This is a genomic window from Streptomyces sp. NA02950, from assembly GCF_013364155.1.
Classification (GTDB): domain Bacteria; phylum Actinomycetota; class Actinomycetes; order Streptomycetales; family Streptomycetaceae; genus Streptomyces.
Genome location: NZ_CP054916.1, coordinates 2,335,725 through 2,356,082 on the forward strand (window position 1 = coordinate 2,335,725; position 20,358 = coordinate 2,356,082).

The following is a 20,358-nucleotide window of genomic DNA, read 5'->3' on the forward strand; positions in this document are numbered from 1 at the left end:
TGCCCGGGACCCCGGTGATGATCAACGAACGGGCCGAGGGTGCATGATGAGCCATGGCGCGCGGGCGGCGAAGGGGATACGGCGTGGCGGACGTGGCGTTCACGGAGGAGCGGGCGCGGGCGGTGCTCGGGGCGGCGCTGCCGCCGTATCGGGAGGGGGCGGCCGAGGCGCGGCTGCTGTCCTTCGGTGAGAACGCCGTCTTCGCCGTCGACAGCCTGTCGCTGGTGGTGCGGGTCAGCCGGGACCTGGAGGTATGGGACCGGGCGGCCCGGGAGCTGAAGGTGGCCGACTGGCTGGCACGGGAGGGACTGCCCGCGGTACGGCCCGACCGGAGCTATGGCTCGGAGCAGCCGCTTCCGTTCTCCGGCCATCTGGTGACCTACTGGCAGCGGCTCCCGGAGCCGGTACGGCCCGCCGGGCCCCGCGATCTGGCCGCGCTGCTGCATATGGTGCACGCCCTGCCGGAGCCGCCCGCGGAACTGTCGCTGGAGCTGCCGCGGCGGGAGCTGCTGGGCGGGGTGGAGCGCTGGCTGCGGCTGGCCGGGGACGCGATCGATCCGGCGGACGCGGCGTATCTGCGCGCCCGCCGGGACGACGTCGCGGCGGCGGCCGCCGAGCTGACACCGCGGCTGGCCCCCGGGCCGATCCACGGGGACGCCCTGCCGCGCAATGTGCACATCGGGCCCGACGGCCCGGTCCTCGTCGACCTGGAGACGTTCTCCTCCGATCTGCGCGAGCACGACCTCGTGGTCATGGCCCTGACCCGGGACCGCTACGGTCTCGAGCCGGCCGCCTACGACGAATTCACGGCGGCCTACGGCTGGGATGTGCGCGAGTGGCCCGGCTGTGCGGTGCTGCGGGGCGCCCGGGAGACCGCCAGCTGTGCGTGGGTGGCCCAGCACGCGCCGGACAATCCGGCGGCGCGGGCCGAGTTCGCCCGCCGGGTGGCCTCCCTGCGGGAGGGTGACCCGGCGGTGCGCTGGTCCGCGTTCTGACCGGGGTGCCGCGTCCCGACCGGGGTGCCGGCGCCGCTCAGGCCCTCCAGGCGGGGTCGCGGCCGCTGAGGCCGACCGCGCGGTCCAGCGCCGGAGCACTCTCCGGCACCGGGACAACGGCCCCGAACAGCTCCTTCGGACGGTCCTCGAGCGCGGACTGCGACAGCAGCCCGATGACGGCCTCGGCGCTGCGGGAGTCGCAGTCGAACGGCTGGCCGGTGGCACGGGCCAGATCCCAGCCGTGGATGACCAGCTCGTCCAGGGCCACCAGGCCCATGACTCCGGCGGGCAGGGTGACTCCCCCGGCCTCCGTGGACCCCTGCCAGGCCGCCGGGTCCCGCCACGCGGCCGCCATGCCGTCCAGCCGCCGCGGCAGCTCCTCCCGCCAGCCCGGCTCCAGCCGCGCCGCGGACCCCTGACCGGGCGCGGAGCGCTCCGCATCCTCCGGCGCCTTCTTGCGCGCTGCGTTCTGGAAGGCGAGTGCCAGCCCCATGATGTGGTCCAGCAGGTCCCCCACCGAGTACTCCGCGCAGGGGGTGCGCGCCGTCAGCTGATCGTCCGAGACTCCGCTGAGCAGTGCGGTCACCTGTCGGGCCGCGGGGCCGAGATCGACGATCGGGCTCTCTTGTGTCACGGCGGTCCTCCTCGTTCCGGTCCGGTCATCCCTCTGCCTGTACGGACCGGCCGGAGGCGGGAAACTCATCGGCGCGGGGTGCGCCCGTCCGGCCGACGGCCGTCCGGCGCGCCCGCCCCGGGACCTACGCCACGGCCGCGCCCACCTCGCGCAGCGGCCAGCTGCCGTCCACGACCGCGTCCGGGGTGCCCTTGCGGCGCAGCCAGGACTGGAAGTCGGCGGCCCAGTGCGCGTACCAGCCCACCTGCTTGCGGTGCAGATCCCACAGCTCGAGCCCGGCCACCTCGCGGTGGCGCTCGGCGAGCGCGCAGGCCACCCGCACCGCCGCCAGCGCGTCCGCCCCGGCCTCATGGGCCCGCTCATGCGCCACGCCGTACTCCCCGCAGACCGCCTCCAGCGTCCGCTTGCCCTTGCGGTAGCGGTCGACGGCCCGGTCTATCGTGTACGGATCGACCACCGGGCCGGTCTCCGCCCCGTCCAGCCGCTCGCTCAGCGGCCGCAGCCCGTACCGCGCCACCTCGGCGGCCAGCAGGCTCAGATCGAACGCCGCGTTGTACGCCACCACCGGGACGCCCCGGCGCCAGTGCGCCACCAGCGCGTCCGCGACCTCGTCGACCACCTCCGCCGCGGGCCGCCCCTCGGCCTTGGCCCGCTCGTCGGTGATCCCGTGCACCGCCACGGCACCCTGCGGGATGGGCACCCCCGGATCGGCCAGCCACTCCCGCCGCGCGATCGGCTCCCCGCCCTTCACCTCGATCACGGCCGCCGTCACGATCCGCGCCGTCCGCGGATCGGTGCCCGTCGTCTCCAGATCGAATCCGATCAGAAGCTCACGGTGCCAGCCCATGGCTGCCCTCCCTTGACATGATTCCCCCGGTTTCCCCCGGTTTTGCCTTGGTGTTCCTCACCTTCCCACGCACCACTGACAACGCCGGTCGGCACCGCCCGACGGCCCCGGGGCGGGACGCGGTCCAGCGGGGCCGTTCAGCAGGACCGTTCAGGAGGGGCGTTTTCGGGAGGGACTTCAGGAGACGGGCCGGGAGTCCGCCCAGACGCTCTCGAACTCCTCCCGGTAGGTGCCGAAGAGCCCGCCGTCCGCGGCGGGACCGGCGTCCTGGCCCGCCCGCACCACCTCGCGGCCCCGGCCGCCGCCCCGCAGCACCAGCACCGGGGCCTCCATACCGCGGGCCTTGCGCAGATAGCTCTGGACGACCGCGAGCCCGTCGGTGCCGTCGCCGTTCACCAGGTAGGCGGTGAAGCGGGGGGTCTCGTCGAAGACATGGATCTCGAAGGCCCCGGGGTCGCGCAGCCGGGCCCGGACCCGTCGCATATGGAGGATGTTCATCTCCACCGAACGGCTCATCTCGCCCTTCTTCAGGCCGAGTTCGCGTTCGCGACGGCGCACCGCGCTGCTCGCGGGGTTGAGGAAGAGCAGCCGCGCCCGGCAGCCGGATTCGGCCAGCCGCACCAGACGGCGGCCGGAGTAGTTCTGGACCAGGAGGTTGAGCCCGATACCGACCGCGTCGAGGCGGCGGGCGCCCTCGAACAGGTCCTCGGCGGGCAGTTGCCGCTGGAGCCGTACCCGGTCGGAGTGGACGCCGACCACATCGGCGTAGCGGTCGCCGACGAGGTCCTCGACGGCGTCGATGGGCAGCCGGTCCGCGGAAGGGGTGCCGGTGCCGCTGCCGAGTATCTCCAGCAGCCGGGCCGAGGCACGCTCGGCCTGGGCGAGCACCGTCTCGGACAGGGCGCGGTTGCGGGAGACGACATTGCGCGCGACCTCCAGCTCGTCCAGGGCGAGCTCCACCTCGCGCCTGTCGTCGAGGTAGGGCTCGAAGCACGGCCAGTGCTGGACGAGCAGCTCCCGCAGCTGCGGGAGGGTGAGGAAGCTGAGCACGTTGTCGTCGGCGGGATCGAGCAGATAGCCCTTGCGGCGGCTCACCTCCCGGACCGCCACCGCGCGCTGCACCCACTCCTGTCCGGCGGGTCCGGCCGCGGCGATGACCCAGTCGTCGCCGTGGACCGGTTCGTAGATGGGCCGGAGTACGGCACCGACGACCGCGCGCAGCCGCTGTTCCACCAGGTTCAGCCAGATGTAGGCCCGCCCGGCCCGGCGCGCGCGTGTCCGCACCTCGGTCCAGGCGTCGGCGCCCCAGTCCAGTTCCGCTCCGATCTCCATCGGCCGCACCAGGGACACCGCGCCGGGAGGTGCTTCGGTGGAGCCGTCACCCCCGGGACCTCCGTCACCAGGGGGCAGCTCCAGCCCGCCCGAGCTCACCTGTGCACCGCCTTCCGCCCCCGTTCAACGATCACCGCAGACTACTGCGCGGGCGGAGGCGGTGCAGCACTCTCGATCGACCTATCGGTCAACCTTGCTCTTCTGTATGGCCGTTGTGACCGGAGAGTGCGGGAGGCGTGAGCGGATTCATAGCGGTGACATCGCGCGGGGAGAGCTGGAAGCCCTGCCAGTGGACCGGCATCGGCTCCTGGTCCTCGTCACGGGCGATGTGGTGGAAACCGATGTTGACCCATACGACCGGGTGTTTGAGGCTCTGGCCGTTGACCCACTTGTCGACGGACTTGCCCGCGCCCCGACCGCAGTTGCGCAGGTTGTTGCTGGCGAACTGCTCGCACTTGTTGTACTCGGTGAAGTACACGTCGTGCTTGGTGTAGCCGCGGCCCTGGTACTTGGTGGTGTGTCCGGGCACGATCTCGTAGCTGCGCGGGTGGCCGTCCTTGTTCTTGCCCGCGGTGCTCACCACCCGCCACCAGCGCGCTTCGGCTGCGTCCCCGGCGAGCTCCTTGGTGACCTGGGTGCGGGTGGTCTTGGTCTTGGGGATCTGGCCGGAGGTGGCGGTGGTCTTGGAGTCGTACTGCTCGACCTTGCTCTTGGGCGAGCCGTCGAGGCCGAAGTTGAGCCGCCAGAACACATTGTGGGCGTGGCTGGTGGCGTAGTCCTTGGCGCCCTTGCCGATCGGCCAGCCGCGGCCGTCACCCGCGTCGTAGTCCATCGGGGAGAGTGTGCCGGTGGCGCCGACCTGCATGGACATGGTGCCGTCGCCGGAGAACCGCCACTCGGTGATGTACTCGTACCAGCCGACCTGGTTGACGGTGTAGAGCAGCAGGTCCTTGCCCTGCCGCTGGTAGACCTTGTTCCCTTCGCCCGTCATGCGGTAGGCGTGGCCGCGGGCGCGGGTGGTGGCGCACAGACCCTTCACGTTCTGCCGGCCGGGATCCCAGGCGTCCGGCACCCGCACGGTCTTGATGGTGCCGCCGGGACACTCGGCCGGGTCCAGCTGCAGCAGGCCCTGGGCGAAGTCCTGGCCGGTGATGTCGTCGTACTCATTGCTGCCGTCGTCGTAGGGCACATGGATCTGGCCCAGCTTGGCCGAGGTCAGCACCTTGATGGGGGCGGACTCGCCCTTGGGCTGGTACGAGACGTTGTCGAGCACCAGCCCGGCCTTGCTCTCGTAGTGCCAGCACATCCGCCAGGTGGTGCCGCCGTCCAGCTCCTGTTCGACCTTGTAGGCGGAGCTGCAGTCCGCGGCGGGCGCGGGGGCCTTCACCGGGGCCTTCGGGGCTGCCTGGGCGGGGCCCGCGGCGACCGCCACGGTACCGAGCAGCGTCGAGGCGCCGATGGCCGCCGCGACCCTGAGGCGGGCGCGGCGAAGCCTTCTTTCGGGCATGGAGGACTCCTGTCGGTTCAGCATGTGGGTGGGCGTGGGCAAGCGTCCGGCGGCGTCAGCCCAGCCGGGCGACCGAGTGGTCGCTCAGGTCGATCACCAGCTGGCGGGTGTCGATCCACGGGCCGTTGACGACCCGGGTGAACAGCCGCACACAGCGGTGCTTGCCGCAGTCCTGGACGGCGGCCGGTCCGGCGTTGCCCTCGCCCGCGCGGTAGACGAAACCGGTCACGGTCAGCTGGCCGGGGCCGGTCAGCGTCTTGCCGGTGGCGTCCTTGAAGTCCTCCTTCAGATCCGCGCCCCGCTTGTCGTTGATCAGCAGCCGGGCGGCCTCCACGGCCTCGTCATGGCCGGGCGGCGGCTGGACACCCCGCTGGGTGTCGGTGTGCTCGACCTTGCCCGCGCGCAGGTCGACCGTCTTGGTCACATATGTGTCGTCCTTGTAGTCGTAGTACGTGACATCGGCACGACGGGGCGGAGCGGCCGCGCCGACCTCGTCCGGTTCCAGTTCGGCGAGGTCGGTGGAGAGGTGCTCGGGGCCCTTCTTGCCCTTGACGTCCTCGCTCTCGGCCCGGAAGCCGCGGCTGAGCGCGAGCGACTGGGCGCGCTTCATCTCGTCGTCGGTGAGCGGATCCCGCCCGGTGCCCTTCTTCCCCCGCTCGGGAGCGGACTCCACCACTCCGGGCCGCGGCGACGCCTGGCCCTGCTCGGCCGCGGAACCCTGCGGCCCTCCCCCGCCCGGTCCCTCGTCACCGGACGCGCTGCTCGGCAGCGTCACCCCGATCATCACCGCGGCCGCCGTGACGGCCACGGCCGCACCGGCCACCACCTTGCCCAGGTGCCGGTGGATCATCGTGCGCACATCCTCCCCCAATCCCCCCTGTCGACATATCCTGTCGCATAGCGGTAAATCACGTATGCGAACGTCACCCGGTAGGACGAACCAAGGTGGCCGTAGGTTGCCTCCCAATTGAGGAAGTTCCGCCGAAACAGCGGTCAGACCGGGCCAGTTGGGAAAGGATTCCCCTCCGATCCGGTTCCGTCCGGTGCCACGGGTGCTCGCGGCCCCCGGAGGAGAAGTGGAAGAGTCGACGCATGCAGGTCTGGCCGGGACAGGCTTACCCCCTGGGCGCCACGTACGACGGCGCCGGAACCAACTTCGCGGTGTTCTCCGAGGCAGCGGTTCGGATCGAACTGTGCCTCCTGCACGACGACGGCTCGGAGACGGCGGTCGAACTGCGCGAGACCGACGCGTTCGTGCGCCATGCCTATCTGCCGGGGATCATGCCGGGGCAGCGCTACGGCTTCCGGGCCCACGGCCCGTACGAACCGGAGCTCGGCCACCGCTGCAATTCCGCCAAGCTGCTGCTGGACCCCTACGCCAAGGCGATCAGTGGGCGGATCGACTGGGGCGAGGAGGTCTACGGCTACCACTTCTACCGGCCGGACAAGCGCAATGACCTCGACTCCGCCCCGCACACCATGGCCTCGGTGGTGGTCAACCCCTACTTCGACTGGGGCGACGACCGGCCGCCGCGCACCGACTACCACCGCACCGTCATCTACGAGGCCCACGTCAAGGGGCTGACGATGCGCCATCCGCGGCTTCCGGACGAGCTGCGGGGCACCTACGCGGCGCTGGCCCACCCGGCGATCATCGAGCATCTGACGGAGCTGGGCGTCACCACGCTCGAACTGATGCCCGTACACCAGTTCGTCAACGACCACCGGCTGGTCGACGAGGGGCTGGCGAACTACTGGGGCTACAACACCATCGGCTTCTTCGCCCCGCACAACGCCTACGCCTCCTGGGGCGACCGGGGCCAGCAGGTCCTGGAGTTCAAGTCGGCGGTGCGGGCCCTGCACCAGGCGGGGATCGAGGTCATCCTCGACGTGGTCTACAACCACACCGCCGAGGGCAACCACCTGGGCCCGACCCTCTCCTTCCGGGGGCTGGACAACGCCTCGTACTACCGGCTGACCGACGACCGGCGGTACTACATGGACACCACCGGCACCGGGAACTCCCTGCTGATGCGCAGCCCGCACGTCCTTCAGCTGATCATGGACTCGCTGCGCTACTGGGTGACCGAGATGCGCGTCGACGGCTTCCGCTTCGATCTGGCGGCCACCCTGGCCCGTCAGTTCCACGAGGTGGACCGGCTGTCGTCGTTCTTCGACCTGGTGCAGCAGGACCCGGTGGTCAGCCAGGTGAAGCTGATCGCGGAGCCCTGGGACGTCGGCGAGGGCGGCTACCAGGTGGGCAACTTCCCGCCCCTGTGGACCGAATGGAACGGGAAGTTCCGGGACACCGTGCGCGACCTGTGGCGCGGGGAGCCACGGACCCTGGCGGAGTTCGCCTCCCGGCTGACCGGCTCCTCCGACCTCTACCAGGGCGACGGCCGCCGCCCGCTGGCCTCGGTCAACTTCGTCACCTGCCACGACGGCTTCACCCTGCGCGACCTGGTGTCGTACGACGAGAAGCACAACGAGGAGAACGGGGAGTCCAACCAGGACGGCGAGAGCTACAACCGCTCCTGGAACTGCGGGGTCGAGGGCGAGACCGACGACCCGGAGGTACGGGCGCTGCGCCGGCGCCAGATGCGCAACTTCATCGCCACGCTGATGCTCTCCCAGGGCGTGCCGATGCTCAGCCACGGCGACGAGTTCGCCCGTACCCAGGGCGGCAACAACAACGCGTACTGCCAGGACAACGAGGTGTCCTGGGTGGCCTGGCCGAACCCCGGCAAGGACGGCGGCGAGGAGGACCGCTCGGCGCTGGCGCTGCTGCGCTTCACCCGGTCGCTGGTGTGGCTGCGCCGTGACCATCCGGTCTTCCGGCGCCGCCGCTTCTTCCACGGACGGCCGGTCGAGGGCACCCACGACGAGCTGTCGGACATCGCCTGGTTCACCCACGAGGGCGAGGAGATGCGGCAGCGGGACTGGCAGGCGGCACACGCCAAGTCGCTGACGGTCTTCCTCAACGGGAACGCGATCTCCGAACCGGGGGTGCGCGGCGAGCGGATCACCGACGACTCCTTCCTGCTGCTGTTCAACGCGCACCACGAGCCGCTGGAGTTCACGGTGCCCGTCGACCACGGCAAGTCGTGGCAGGTCATCGTGGACACCGCCGAACCGGAGGGAGTGGAGCCGGGCAGTGGGGCGAAGGTGGCGGCGGGCGACCGGCTGACCCTGGTGGACCGCAGCCTGATGGTGCTCCAGCGGCCCGCGTAGGAGGCCGGGGGCCGACGGAGGGGTCGGTGGAGCACCCGAATGGGTGCGCGGGCATCTCATGGAACCCGCGGGGTGGGTACATACGTTCCTATGACGGCTGACCCCATCGCACCCACCGCCACCTACCGGTTACAGCTCCAGCCCGGTTTCCCCTTCGAGGCGGCACGGCGGGCCGTACCGTACCTGGCCTCGCTCGGCGTCTCCCATCTGCATCTGTCCCCCGTGCTGGAGGCCCGGCCCGGCTCCACCCACGGCTACGACGTGGTGGACCACTCGGCCGTCCGGGCCGAGCTGGGCGGTGAGCGGGGGCTGCGGTCGCTCGCCCGTACGGCGCGGGCGCACGGGCTCGGGCTGATCGTCGACATCGTTCCGAACCACATGGCCGCGCCCGTGCCCGAGCGGCTCAACCGGCCCCTGTGGGAGGTGCTGCGGGAGGGGCCCGCCTCGCCGTACGCGCGCTGGTTCGACATCGACTGGGCGGAGCACGGCGGAAAGGTGCTGCTGCCGGTGCTCGGCGGCCCGCTCGGCGAGGAGCTCAAACGGCTGGCGGTGGAGGGCGAGGGGGACGACGCGGTCCTCCGCTACCACGACCACACCGTCCCGCTGCGGCCCGGCACCGCGGGGCTGCCGCTGCCCGAGCTGCTGGACGCCCAGTGGTACCGGCTGGGCTGGTGGCGGCTGGCCCGTACCGAGCTCAACTACCGGCGCTTCTTCACCATCTCCGAGCTGATCGCGGTGCGGGCGGAGGACCCGGAGGTGTTCGCGGCGACCCACGCCAAGCTGCTGGAGCTGGTGCGCGACGGGGTGATCGACGGGCTCCGGGTGGACCACCCGGACGGCCTCGCCGACCCGGCCGGCTATCTGCGGCGGCTGGACCGGGAGGTGCGGGCCGCGACGGCGGATACAACGGTGGGCGGTGGCCGGTGGACCGTCGTGGAGAAGATCCTCGCCCGGAACGAACGGCTGCCCGCCGACTGGCCGGTGGCCGGAACCACCGGCTACGACGCGCTGCACCACATCGACGGGCTCTTCCTCGACCCGGACGGACCGGCCGCGCTGGCCATGATCTACCAGGACCTCACGGCGGCGGGGGCGGACGAGGGCGGCGACTGGGCCGCCACCGTGCGCCGCGCCGCGCGGGAGGTGGTGACGCATGAGCTGGCCGCCGAGGTGGCGCGGCTGGTGCGGACGGCGTCCCGGATCTGTGACGCCTCGCCCCGGCTGCGCGACCACGCGCCCTGGGCGCTGCGCACGGCCGTGCGCGAGCTGCTGGTGCGGCTGCCCGTCTACCGCCCGTACGCCGTCGTCGGAACGCCCGCACCGGACGGGGACGCCGCGCTGCTGGAGGAGGCGGCGCGGGGCGCCAGGACGGCGTTCGCGGTGGCGGAGGAGGCCCGGGCCGTGGACACCGTGCGGGACGCGGCGCTCGGCAGGCTCGGCGACGGACCGCACCACCGGGACTTCTGCGCGCGCTTCGCACAGACCGCGGCGGCGCTGCGCGCCAAGTCGGTCGAGGACACCGCCTTCTACCGCCACACCCCGCTGCTCTCGGCGGCGGAGGTGGGCGGCGACCCGGGGCGCCCGGCCGTCCCGGCCGAGGAGTTCCACGCCTTCGCCGCCCGGCTGCTGCGCGACTGGCCCGCCACCGGAACGGTGCTGTCCACCCATGACACCAAGCGCAGCGCGGACGTCCGGGCGCGGATCGCGGCGCTGACCCAGTCCCCGGAGTGGTGGGGGCGGCTGATGGCGGGCCTGCTGGCGAAGGCACGGGCGGCGGGTGAGCGGGACGGGACGGCGGCCCCCGACGCCCCTGTGGTGTGGACGGCGTGGCAGACCGCGCTCGGCCTGGGCCACGCGGACACCGCGCGGCTGGTCCCGGCGGTGCTCAAGGGCGTACGGGAGTCGGGGCTGCGCACCACCTGGACGGAGCGGGACCCGGCGTACGAGGAGGCGGTGGCCGCCTATCTGGAGTCGGCGGAGGGACCGGGCGACCCCGCGGCGCCGGTGTGGGCGGAGATCGCCGCCGAACTCGACGCCCCGGCCCGGGTGATCGCGCTGGGCGCCGCGTTGGTGCAGCTGACCATGCCGGGCGTGCCCGATCTCTACATGGGCACCGAGCACCTCTACCGCGCCCTGGTCGACCCGGACAACCGCCGCCCGCCCGAGCCGCGCCCGGAGGCGCTGGTCGCCCTGGACGCGGGACGGGAGGCGGACGGGGTGTCCGCCGAGAAGCTGCTGCTGACCTCGGCGGCACTACGGCTGCGGCGGGAACACCCGGAGTGGTTCGGCGCGGGAAGCGGCTATGTGCCGCTACGGGCCGAGGGCCCGGCCGCCGCCCACTGTGTGGCCTTCGCCCGGGTCCCCGGCGCGGCCGCGGGTGGCGGAAGCGGTGAAGGGGCCGGAAGCCGAGAAGGAAACGGGGGCCGTGAGGGGAGCGGAAGCCGTGAAGGGGGCGGGGCGGTCACGGTGGTCACCCGGTTGTCGCGGCGCCTGGCCGCGGCGGGCGGCTGGGGCACCACCCGCCTGCCGCTGCCGCCCGGCCGCTGGCGGGATCTGCTGACGGGCCGCAGGGTCGAAGGCGCCTGCCCGCTGGGGGAACTCCTGGCCCGCCTCCCGGTGGCCCTGCTGATGCGCGAGTGAGGTGGCGGGCCCGGTTGGAGGGCTGTAGCGCCCAACGGCGGAGCGGGTTGGCGCGCGGTGGCGGACGGCCCGAGGCGCGGCCGTCCGGCACCGCGCGGACGGACAGCCCGAGGCGCCCGACCGCCCGACGCCCCCGGACCGCCTCACCGGGGCCCGACCCGCCATGCGGCACCAGGGACTGGCGAGGCGGTGACCCGACCACCACCGCGGGGACGGACAGTCGGAGGGCATCCGACGCCGAACGGCTGCCGACCGTGGACGGCCGGTCAGGCCGTCAACGGCGGCCCGGACGGGTGGGCTTACGCCCCGGCGGCCGGGGCCGCCGCCGTTCGGTCCAGCCGTGCCGTGCGGCTGAGCAGGGTGACAAAGGCGGCGGCCGCTCCGGTCAGGGACACCCGCGAGAACGCGGCCAGCTCTCGGTGCCACGGCGGGTCCAGGGGCACCGCCGTGGCACCGTGCCCGGCGGCCACATGCGCGGGGGTGACGACGATGCCCGCACCGGCGGACGCCATCCGCACGGCGGTCGAGGAGTGCTCGGTGTGCACCCCGTCGCGCGGGACGAACCCCGCCCGCTGACAGGCCAGATCCAGAAAGCGGCGCCCTTCGACCACCGGCTCCAGCGCACAGCGCACCCAGTCACGGTCCGCCAGCTCCTCCAGCCGTATGGACTTCCGCCCGGCCAGCGGGTCCCCGTCCGGGACAACGACGACGATCTCCTCCCGGCCCAGGGGGGCAACGGGCCCCGGCCAGTCCTTCGGACGGTGGCCGATGGCGAGGTCGGCCACCCCGCGCTCCATCCGCTCGCACAGCTCGTCGCCGGTGGCGTACTCGCGCACCAGCAGCCGCACGCCCGGACGTTCACGGCGCCAGTGGGCGAAGACCTCGGGCAGCACGCCGACCGCGAGGGCGTGCAGGGTGGCGATGTGCAGTTCGCCACCTTCGGTCCCGGCCGCGGCCCGTGCCGCGCGCCGCGCCTGCCGGGCGCTGCGCACCGCCCGTTCGGCATGCGGCAGATAGGCCCGCCCCATCGGCGTCAGCCGTACCCCGCGCGAGAGCCGCTCCAGCAGCGGTCCGCCGACCTCTGCCTCCAGGGCCTTGACCTGGTGCGACAGCGTCGGCTGACTGACCCCCAGCAGTTCGGCGGCGGCGGTGAAGGAGTCCTCCTCGACCACCGTGACCAGATATTCCATCTGCCGCAGACTCATCCGCTCCCCCTGTGCCATGCAGCTATGCCATGCAGAGAATCCATCGGAACTATAAAAACTATGCCTTGGACTCATACCGCGCCCCGGGCGGAGGCTTACGTCCATGGATGAGACCGACGTCATCGTCATCGGGGGCGGCACCGGCGGCTACAGCACCGCACTGCGCGCCGCCGCCCTGGGCCTGGAAGTGGTGCTCGCCGAACGCGATCTGATCGGCGGCACCTGTCTGCACCGCGGCTGTATCCCCAGCAAGGCCATGCTGCACGCCGCCGAACTGGTCGACGGCATCGCGGAGGCGCGGGAGCGCTGGGGCGTCAAGGCGTCCCTGGACGCGGTGGACTGGCCCGCCCTGACCGCGACCCGTGACGACATCGTGGCCCGCAACCACCGCGGGGTGGAGGGCACTCTCTCCCACGCCGGTGTCCGTGTGGTGCCCGGCACCGCCGCCCTGACCGGCCCCCGAACGGTCCGCATCGAGCCGGTGACCGCCACCGGACCGGGCGGAGCGGCCGCTGCCGGAGACGACGGGCGGCGGGTCAGCCAGTGGACCGCACGCCGCGGCATCGTGGTGGCCACCGGCTCCCGGCCCCGCACCCTCCCGGGTCTGGCACCGGACGGCCGACGGGTCGTCACCAGCGATGACGCCCTCTTCGCACCCGGCCTCCCCACCTCCGTCCTGGTGCTGGGCGGAGGCGCCATCGGGGTCGAATACGCCTCACTGCACCGCTCCATGGGGGCGCGGGTCACCCTGGTCGAGGCGGCGGACCGGCTGCTCCCCCTGGAGGACGCCGATGTCAGCCGCCATCTCACCCGCGGGCTGAAGCGACGCGGTATCGAGGTGCTGACGGGTGCCCGGCTGGAGGAGGCCGAGCCGTACGAGGACGGGGTGCGCGCCACCGTCCGCACGGCCCGCGGCGAGGTGCGGACCCTGGACGTCGAGCGGCTGCTCGTGGCCGTCGGCCGTACCCCGGTCACCGACGGGCTGGACCTCGCCGCCGCCGGACTCGCCACCGACGAGCGCGGTTTCCTCGCCCCCGCCGACTGGTCGCGGCTGGAGACCGCGGTACCGGGCATCCATGCCGTCGGCGATCTGCTTCCTCCCCCTTCTCTCGGACTGGCCCATGCCTCCTTCGCGGAAGGCCTGGTGGTGGCCGAGACCCTGGCGGGCGGTACACCCCGCCCCGTGGACTACGACGCCGTGCCCCGCGTGACCTACTCCAGTCCGCAGACCGCCTCCGTCGGCCTCTCGGAGGCGGCGGCCCGGGCCCGTGCGGGCGATGACGCGGTGGCGGTCAACACCATGCCGCTGACCGCCGTGGCCAAGGGCATGGTGCACGGGCAGGGCGGCATGGTGAAGGTGGTCGCCGAGCGGACGGCAGAATCCGGAGCGGCGGGATCCGGAGCGGCGGGATCCGGAGCGGCGGGATCAGCCGGGCGGGTCCTCGGTGTTCATCTCGTGGGCCCGCATGTCTCGGAAATGATCGCGGAGAGCCAGCTCATCATCGGATGGGACGCCGAACCCGGCGATGTGGCCCAGCACATCCACCCGCACCCCACCCTCTCCGAGGCCGTCGGCGAGACCTACCTCACTCTGGCCGGGCGCGGTCTGCATCAGCACTGACCGATGCCCCGCCCTCCCCTGCCGCGGATATCTTCGGGCCCGCGGGCCGCCCGGCCATCTCCTCCGCCACCACGACCAGGATGACGCCGAGCACCAGGATCACCGCGCTCGCGATCCACTCGTGGCCGTCGACCAGGGGCAGACGGCCCAGCAGACCCCAGAACCGGAACCAGCCCACGAGCTCGTGCACCAGCCCGGCGAGGCCCCAGAACACGAGGAGCGATCCCGCCCCCTCCCATACCTTCTTCATGCTTCGAGGCTAGGCAGCGGGCCGGGGGCGGCGGATCGGCCGAAGGTATCGCGCCGCCCGACTTTGGTCGCTTCCCCGGCCGAGAGCGGCGACGCCGCCCCCGCCCGTCATTACATTCCTCCGTATGGGCAGTTCACCGACCACGCGTCCACCGCGCCGCACCGTACGCGACTGGTTCGTCGACCCCAGCATCATCGTGCTGGCGGCGTTCTTCTCGCTCCTCGCCTCCACGACGGTGGCCGAGGATCCGTCGGTGTCCGACGACGCGCTGTTCGCCGATGTGAGCGCCGGGGCGCTGGCCTGTCTCGCGCTCTGGCAACGGCGCCGGTGGCCGGTGGGGCTCGCGCTGACCCTGCTGGCCGTCGGCACCGTCTCGTTCTACACATCGGGGCCGCTGCTGGTGGCGGTGTTCACCGTCGCCGTCCACCGACCCCTGCGCACCGTCGGGCTCGTCGGCGTGGCGTCCGTCGCGCAGTCGCTGACCGGCCCGGCCGTGCGCCCCGACCCGGATCTGGGCTACGTCGAGTCGGTGCTGCTGGGCGCGGTGCTGTTCAGCGGGGTCATCGGCTGGGGCATGTTCGTGCGCTCCCGCCGCCAGTTGCTGGAATCCCTGCGCGAGCGCGCGCTGCGCGCGGAGTCCGAGGCGGCGCTGCGCGCCGAGCGGAGCCAGCGGCTGACCCGTGAGCGGATCGCCCGGGAGATGCACGATGTGCTCGCGCACCGGCTCTCCCTGCTGAGTGTGCACGCGGGCGCGCTGGAGTACCGCCCGGACGCCTCCCCCGACGAAGTCGCCCGCGCCGCCGGGGTGATCCGCCACAGCGCCCACCAGGCGCTCCAGGATCTGCGTGAGGTGATCGGGGTGCTGCGGGCCCCGGACAGCGATCCCGCGGACCCGTCTCCCCCCGACCGGCCGCAGCCCGCCCTCACCGATCTGCCGCGGCTGGTCGAGGAGTCGCGGCAGGCCGGGATGAGGGTCACGCTGCGGGAGAAGATCGGCGGCGCGTCGGGGGCGGAGTCGGTGCCGGGCGCCACGGGCCGTACGGCGTACCGGATCGTCCAGGAGGGGCTGACCAACGCCCGTAAGCACGCCCCGTACGCCGAGGTGACGGTGGTGACGGCCGGGAGGAGGGGCGAGGGGCTGACCGTGGAGATCCGCAATCCGCTCCACCGTCCGGTGCCCCCACCGGCCCGCCCCGCGGCGCGTGAGCCGGTGCCCGCCGGGGATCGGGGATCTGACGCCCCGACGGCCGCCGCGACGCCCGCACAGACTGCCGTGACAGCAGAGACTCCCGTGACAGCGGAGACTCCCGTGACCGCACCGGCTCCCATGACCGCCCCCGCTCCCGGGGCTCCCGGCCCCGTCCCCGCGCCCCCGGCCATCCCCGGCGCGGGCCGGGGGCTCATCGGGCTCGCCGAGCGCGCGGAACTGACGGGCGGACGGCTGGAGAGCGGGCCGTCCGGCCGTGGCGACTTCCGGCTCTACGCATGGCTACCGTGGCCCGCATGAGTCATTCCGCGCCGGACTCCCCCGCGCCCACCCCGGCCCCCGGGCCCACCTCCGCCCAGGCCGCGGCGTCCGTCTCCGCCCCCGTCCGGGTGCTGCTCGTCGACGACGACGCGCTCGTCCGCGCCGGGCTGCGGCTGATGCTGGGCGGCGCCTGCGGAATCGAGATCGTGGCCGAGGCATCCGACGGTTCCCAGGTCGGGTCCCTGGTTGACCGGTACGCCCCGGACGTGGTGCTGATGGACATCCGGATGCCCACCGTGGACGGTCTGGCCGCGACCGAGGAGCTGCGGCGGCGCGAACGGCCCCCGGAGGTCATCATCCTGACCACCTTCAACGCGGATGAGCATGTGCTGCGGGCCCTGCGCGCCGGGGCGGCGGGCTTCGTCCTCAAGGACACCCCGCCCGTGGAGCTGGTGGCCGCCGTGCTGCGGGTCGCGGAAGGCGATCCGGTGCTGTCCCCCGCGGTGACCCGGCAGCTCATCGAGCAGGTGGCGGGCTCCGGACCAGATCCCCGCCGGGGCCGGGCGCGGGAGCTGCTGACCCGGCTGAACGACCGGGAGCGGGAGGTCTCGGTCGCGGTCGGCCAGGGAAAGTCCAACGCGGAGATCGCCGCCGCGCTGTTCCTGAGCGTCCCCACCGTCAAAACCCATGTGTCACGGGTCCTCACCAAGCTGGGCCTCAACAACCGTGTCCAGATCGCCCTGTTGGCCCACGACGCGGGCCTCCTCGACCCATGACACCGCAAGCGGACAGCCGCGGGAAAAGAGGTGGACGCGGAGCCGTCGGGGGTTTTACAGTGCGGGCACGCCCTTGATCGAGAAAGGAGGCGAGAGCCATGGACACCATGACGACCATTCCGCGCTCCCGCCCCCTATCCGCAGGGCGTATCCGCGTCTGATCAGGTATCCGACCCGGGAGCGCATCGCTGTCCCGGAAGGATTCCCATGACCGATCTGGTCATCCGCGCGCTCACCGAGGGCGACGCCCATCTGTTCCACACCCTGCACGACCCCGCACTCGTCGGCCGGGGCCGCTTCGGCCGCACCTACGCCACCGTCGGCCAGGGCGGCGAGTACCGCCCCGAGTGGACCTGGGTGGCGCTGCGCGACGAGCGCGTCGTGGCCCGCGCCGCCTGGTGGGCCGCGCCCGGCGACACCAAGCCCATCGCGCTGGACTGGTTCGACTTCGCCGACGGCGAGGACGAGGCCGCCGCCGAACTGCTGCGCACCGCACCGCATCACGCCGAGTACACGCTGATGGTCCCGCCCGGCTGGCGGGACCGGCCCGAGGAGCGGGCGGCGGCGCGGGCCCGTGTCGACGCCGCCGTGGCGGGCGGGCTGACCCCGCTGGTGGAGCGCTTCCGCTACGAGTGGACGCCCGGCGACGGGCTTCCGGAGCGGCCGGGGCGGCTGGAGTTCCGGCCGGAGCCCGATGACGCGGTGGTGGCCGAGGTGCTGCGCCGGGTCATGCCGGGCAGCCTCGACGCACACGATCTGAAGGCCATGGCCGAGGGCGGTATCGAGGCCGCGGTCCGTGAGCTGATGGACTTCCTCACCTGGTGTCCGTCACCGCGTGCCTGGTGGCGGCTTGCGTGGACACCCGGCGGGGAGGTCGCCGGCATCCAGGTGCCCGCGCACAATCCGAGCGGGCCCTGCGTCGGCTTCATCGGGGTCGTCGCCGAGCACCGCGGCCACGGCTATGCGTACGACCTGCTGGTGGAGTGCACCCACGACCTGGTGGAACGGGGCGCCGCCACGATCGCTGCCGCGACCGACCAGGGCAACGCCCCCATGGCCGCGCACTTCACCAGGGCGGGCTATCCCGTCACCCAGGAGGTCATCGACCTCGTGTGACCGGCGCCCCGGTTGATCGGCCGGCGGGCTGACCGGTCGGCGGGCCGGCCGGTTGACCGGTGTTGTCCTGCTGCGTCCCGGCACCGCGTCCCCCAGCATGGTCGGGAACCTCGGGCGACGCCACGAGGTGAGCGGCCATGAGAGGGGAGACGCCAGTGCTGTTCGAGGTGTGGGCACCGCACGCCGGGCAGGTCGGGCTCCATGTGGAGGGCGTGACCCGTCCCATGGAGCGCGATCCCGCCCGGGAGGGGTGGTGGCGGGCCGAGGCCGAGGCCGGGCACGGGACGCGGTACGGCTTCGCGCTCGACGGCGGCCCGCCGCTGCCCGATCCGCGCTCCCGCCGCCAGCCGGACGGCCCCGAGGGCCTCAGCGCCGTCGTGGACCACTCCCGCTTCCCCTGGGAGCGGGAGTGGTTCGGACGGCCGCTGCCGGGCGCGGTCCTCTACGAGCTGCACATCGGCACCTTCACCCGCGAGGGCACCTTCGACGCGGCGGCCGAACGGCTGCCGCATCTGGCCGGGTTGGGCATCAGCCATGTGCAGCTGATGCCGGTCTGCCCGTTCCCCGGGACCCACGGCTGGGGGTACGACGGCGTGGCGCCCTGGGCGGTGCACGAGCCGTACGGCGGACCGGAGGGCCTGGCCCGCTTCGTCGACGCCGCGCACGGCCACGGCCTCGGCGCGGTCCTCGATGTGGTCCACAACCACCTGGGCCCCTCCGGCAACCATCTCCCCGCCTACGGCCCGTACTTCACCGACACCCACCACACCCCCTGGGGCGCCGCGGTCAACCTCGACGCCCCCGGCTCCGACGAGGTCCGCGCGTACTTCACCGGCAGCGCGCTCGCCTGGCTGCGCGACTTCCGGCTCGACGGGCTGCGGCTGGACGCCGTACACGCGCTGCACGACACCCGGGCGCAGCACTTCCTCGCCGAACTGTCCGCGGCCGTGGACGCGCTGGCCGCCAGGACCGGCCGCCCGCTGTTCCTCATCGGCGAGTCCGATCTGAACGATCCGCGCACCACCGCACCGCGCGAGTCCGGCGGCCACGGTCTGCACGCGCAGTGGAACGACGACTTCCATCACGCCCTGCACACCCTGCTCACCGGTGAGCACCAGGGCTACTACGCCGACTTCGCCGCCGAGGGCGCCGGTGCCCTGGCCAAAACGCTGACCGGCGGCTTCTTCCACGACGGCACCCACTCGGCCTTCCGGGGCCGGGCGCACGGCAGCCCGCTGAACACCCGCACCACCCCCGCCCACCGGCTGCTCGGCTATGCCCAGACCCATGACCAGATCGGCAATCGCGCGATCGGCGACCGGCTCTCCGGCAGCCTGTCCCCCGGTCTGCTGGCCTGCGCGGCGGCCCTCGTGCTGTGCTCGCCGTTCACACCGATGCTGTTCATGGGCGAGGAGTGGGGCGCCGGCACGCCCTGGCAGTACTTCACCGACCACCAGGACCCGGAGCTCGCCGAGGCGGTACGACGCGGCCGCCGCCGTGAGTTCGCCGCCCATGGCTGGACCGAGGCGGAGATTCCCGACCCCCAGGATCCGGCCACCCGGCTGCGGTCCTGCCTCGACTGGTCGGAACCGGAGCGGGAGCCGCATGCGGAACTGCTCGCCTGGCACCGGCGGCTGATCGCGCTGCGCCGCGCCGAACCGGCCCTCACCGATCCGGGCTGGCCGGTGTCCGAGCCGGCAGGCGGGTTACCGGACGGGGTGTCGGCCGGGGTGTCGGCCCCGGCGGACGGCGGCTGGTTCGGCTTCCGGCGCGGTCCGCTGCACATCGTCGTCAATCCGCGGAAGCGTTCGGCCCAGGTCCGGCTCGGCACCGGACCGGGCGAGGTCAGCGAGGTGGTGGCCGCCTGGCGGCCGGTCGAACTCCCGGGCGCGGACGGCGTTCTGCGGCTGCCGCCCGAGTCGGCCGCCGTCCTGCGCCACGGGACGCGCTGACCGTCACACCGCCTGACCGTCACACCTCGCCGACCGGCACCGGCCCGGCGCACGCCGGTACCGCGGCCGAGGCCGGGACCCAGTCAGCCCTCGACGGCCATGCGTATGCCCAGGGCCACCAGTACCCCGCCGGAGACCCGCTCCATCCCGCGGCGCACCACGGCCCGGCTCAGCAGGCGCTTCATCCGGCTCACACCCCAGACGTACACGGAGTAGTAGCCGATCTCGTAGACCGCCCACACCGCCGCCAGCACCACCATCGTGGGCAGCTTCGGCGCGCCGGACGGCACGAACTGCGGCAGGAAGGAGAGCGCGAAGACGGCCGCCTTGGGGTTGGCCAGGTTCATCACCAGGCCCGCGCGGTACGAACGCCATCCGGAGCCGCGCCCGCGCGGCGCCGGGGCGACGACGGCCTCCTCGGCCGCCGGCCCCGGCTCCTGCCCCTCGCCCTCCCGCCTGGCGCGCCGGGCCGCGCGCAGCGTCTGGACGCCGAAGCCCACCAGCACCACCGCGCCGGTGATCCGCATGACGTCGTACGCGACCTCGGAGGCGGCGAGCAGCCCGGTGAGCCCGAAGGCGGCGGCCAGGCCCCAGATGAAAATCCCGGTCTCATTGCCGAGGACCGTCATCAGCCCCGCCCGCCTGCTGGCGAGCGACTGCCGGATGATCAGGACGGTGCTCGGGCCGGGTGAGGCGGCGATCAGTGTGCAGGCCCCCAGGAAGGCGATGAATGTACTCAGCATCCGGCCATCGTCGGCCCGGCCGCACCGATCGCGCCAACCCT

16 protein-coding genes are annotated in these 20,358 nt (G+C 73.0%); 8 read left to right on the top strand and 8 right to left on the bottom strand.

Annotated elements, in window-relative coordinates:
• The first annotated feature begins 53 nt into the window (after positions 1–53).
• Positions 54–995 carry an aminoglycoside phosphotransferase family protein gene (locus HUT19_RS09840; RefSeq protein ID WP_176180093.1) on the top strand — a complete coding sequence of 314 codons (942 nt, stop codon included), beginning with the start codon at positions 54–56 and terminating at the stop codon, positions 993–995.
• A gap of 37 nt (positions 996–1,032) precedes the next feature.
• Here HUT19_RS09840 and HUT19_RS09845 read toward each other — a convergent pair whose 3' ends face one another.
• The 5 genes from HUT19_RS09845 to HUT19_RS09865 form a co-directional block, all read right to left on the bottom strand.
• Positions 1,033–1,629 (bottom strand): TIGR03086 family metal-binding protein, encoded by a 597-nt coding sequence (locus HUT19_RS09845; RefSeq protein ID WP_254885507.1) that lies wholly within the window; start codon positions 1,627–1,629, stop codon positions 1,033–1,035.
• 124 nt (positions 1,630–1,753) lie between these two features.
• The gene (locus HUT19_RS09850) at positions 1,754–2,476 is read right to left on the bottom strand and encodes a 3'-5' exonuclease (protein ID WP_176180095.1); all 723 of its coding nucleotides are present in this window, start codon (positions 2,474–2,476) and stop codon (positions 1,754–1,756) included.
• 177 nt (positions 2,477–2,653) lie between these two features.
• Positions 2,654–3,907: an SAV2148 family HEPN domain-containing protein gene (locus HUT19_RS09855; protein WP_176180096.1), complete on the bottom strand. Its 1,254-nt coding sequence runs from the start codon at positions 3,905–3,907 to the stop codon at positions 2,654–2,656.
• A gap of 88 nt (positions 3,908–3,995) precedes the next feature.
• A complete protein-coding gene (locus HUT19_RS09860) occupies positions 3,996–5,315 on the bottom strand; it encodes a copper amine oxidase (protein ID WP_176180097.1) in 1,320 nt (439 codons plus the stop codon).
• Positions 5,316–5,370: 55 nt separating this feature from the next.
• Positions 5,371–6,165 carry a Tat pathway signal sequence domain protein gene (locus HUT19_RS09865; RefSeq protein ID WP_176180098.1) on the bottom strand — a complete coding sequence of 265 codons (795 nt, stop codon included), beginning with the start codon at positions 6,163–6,165 and terminating at the stop codon, positions 5,371–5,373.
• A gap of 242 nt (positions 6,166–6,407) precedes the next feature.
• Here HUT19_RS09865 and glgX point away from each other — a divergent pair, with 242 nt between their 5' ends.
• Complete coding sequence (gene glgX, locus HUT19_RS09870) at positions 6,408–8,546, top strand: glycogen debranching protein GlgX (protein ID WP_176180099.1); 2,139 nt, start codon at positions 6,408–6,410, stop codon at positions 8,544–8,546.
• 90 nt (positions 8,547–8,636) lie between these two features.
• The gene (gene treY, locus HUT19_RS09875) at positions 8,637–11,186 is read left to right on the top strand and encodes a malto-oligosyltrehalose synthase (protein WP_176180100.1); all 2,550 of its coding nucleotides are present in this window, start codon (positions 8,637–8,639) and stop codon (positions 11,184–11,186) included.
• Positions 11,187–11,485: 299 nt separating this feature from the next.
• On the opposite strand, the gene HUT19_RS09880 is transcribed toward treY, so the two are convergent.
• Complete coding sequence (locus tag HUT19_RS09880; RefSeq protein ID WP_176186716.1) at positions 11,486–12,391, bottom strand: LysR family transcriptional regulator; 906 nt, start codon at positions 12,389–12,391, stop codon at positions 11,486–11,488.
• Between the two features lie 103 nt (positions 12,392–12,494).
• Between HUT19_RS09880 and HUT19_RS09885 the strand changes: the two genes are divergently transcribed.
• Complete coding sequence (locus tag HUT19_RS09885; protein WP_176180101.1) at positions 12,495–14,012, top strand: FAD-dependent oxidoreductase; 1,518 nt, start codon at positions 12,495–12,497, stop codon at positions 14,010–14,012.
• Here the strand turns inward: HUT19_RS09885 and HUT19_RS09890 are convergent.
• Positions 13,978–14,262: a hypothetical protein gene (locus HUT19_RS09890; RefSeq protein WP_176180102.1), complete on the bottom strand. Its 285-nt coding sequence runs from the start codon at positions 14,260–14,262 to the stop codon at positions 13,978–13,980. The genes HUT19_RS09885 and HUT19_RS09890 overlap by 35 nt on opposite strands.
• Positions 14,263–14,386: 124 nt before the next feature.
• Here HUT19_RS09890 and HUT19_RS09895 point away from each other — a divergent pair, with 124 nt between their 5' ends.
• The 4 genes from HUT19_RS09895 to treZ all read left to right on the top strand — a co-directional run bounded on the left by HUT19_RS09895 (position 14,387) and on the right by treZ (position 19,574).
• On the top strand, positions 14,387–15,769 hold the full coding sequence (locus HUT19_RS09895) for a sensor histidine kinase (protein WP_176180103.1): 1,383 nt from the start codon (positions 14,387–14,389) through the stop codon (positions 15,767–15,769).
• Positions 15,766–16,506, top strand: a complete 741-nt coding sequence (locus tag HUT19_RS09900; protein ID WP_176180104.1) for a response regulator transcription factor — start codon at positions 15,766–15,768, stop codon at positions 16,504–16,506. The genes HUT19_RS09895 and HUT19_RS09900 overlap by 4 nt, the downstream gene beginning before the upstream one ends.
• Positions 16,507–16,713: 207 nt before the next feature.
• Positions 16,714–17,622, top strand: a complete 909-nt coding sequence (locus HUT19_RS09905) for a GNAT family N-acetyltransferase (protein WP_176180105.1) — start codon at positions 16,714–16,716, stop codon at positions 17,620–17,622.
• A 155-nt stretch (positions 17,623–17,777) separates the two neighbouring features.
• The gene (treZ, locus tag HUT19_RS09910; protein ID WP_176186718.1) at positions 17,778–19,574 is read left to right on the top strand and encodes a malto-oligosyltrehalose trehalohydrolase; all 1,797 of its coding nucleotides are present in this window, start codon (positions 17,778–17,780) and stop codon (positions 19,572–19,574) included.
• A gap of 83 nt (positions 19,575–19,657) precedes the next feature.
• On the opposite strand, the gene HUT19_RS09915 is transcribed toward treZ, so the two are convergent.
• Complete coding sequence (locus HUT19_RS09915; protein WP_176180106.1) at positions 19,658–20,317, bottom strand: LysE family translocator; 660 nt, start codon at positions 20,315–20,317, stop codon at positions 19,658–19,660.
• Positions 20,318–20,358 lie beyond the last annotated feature (41 nt).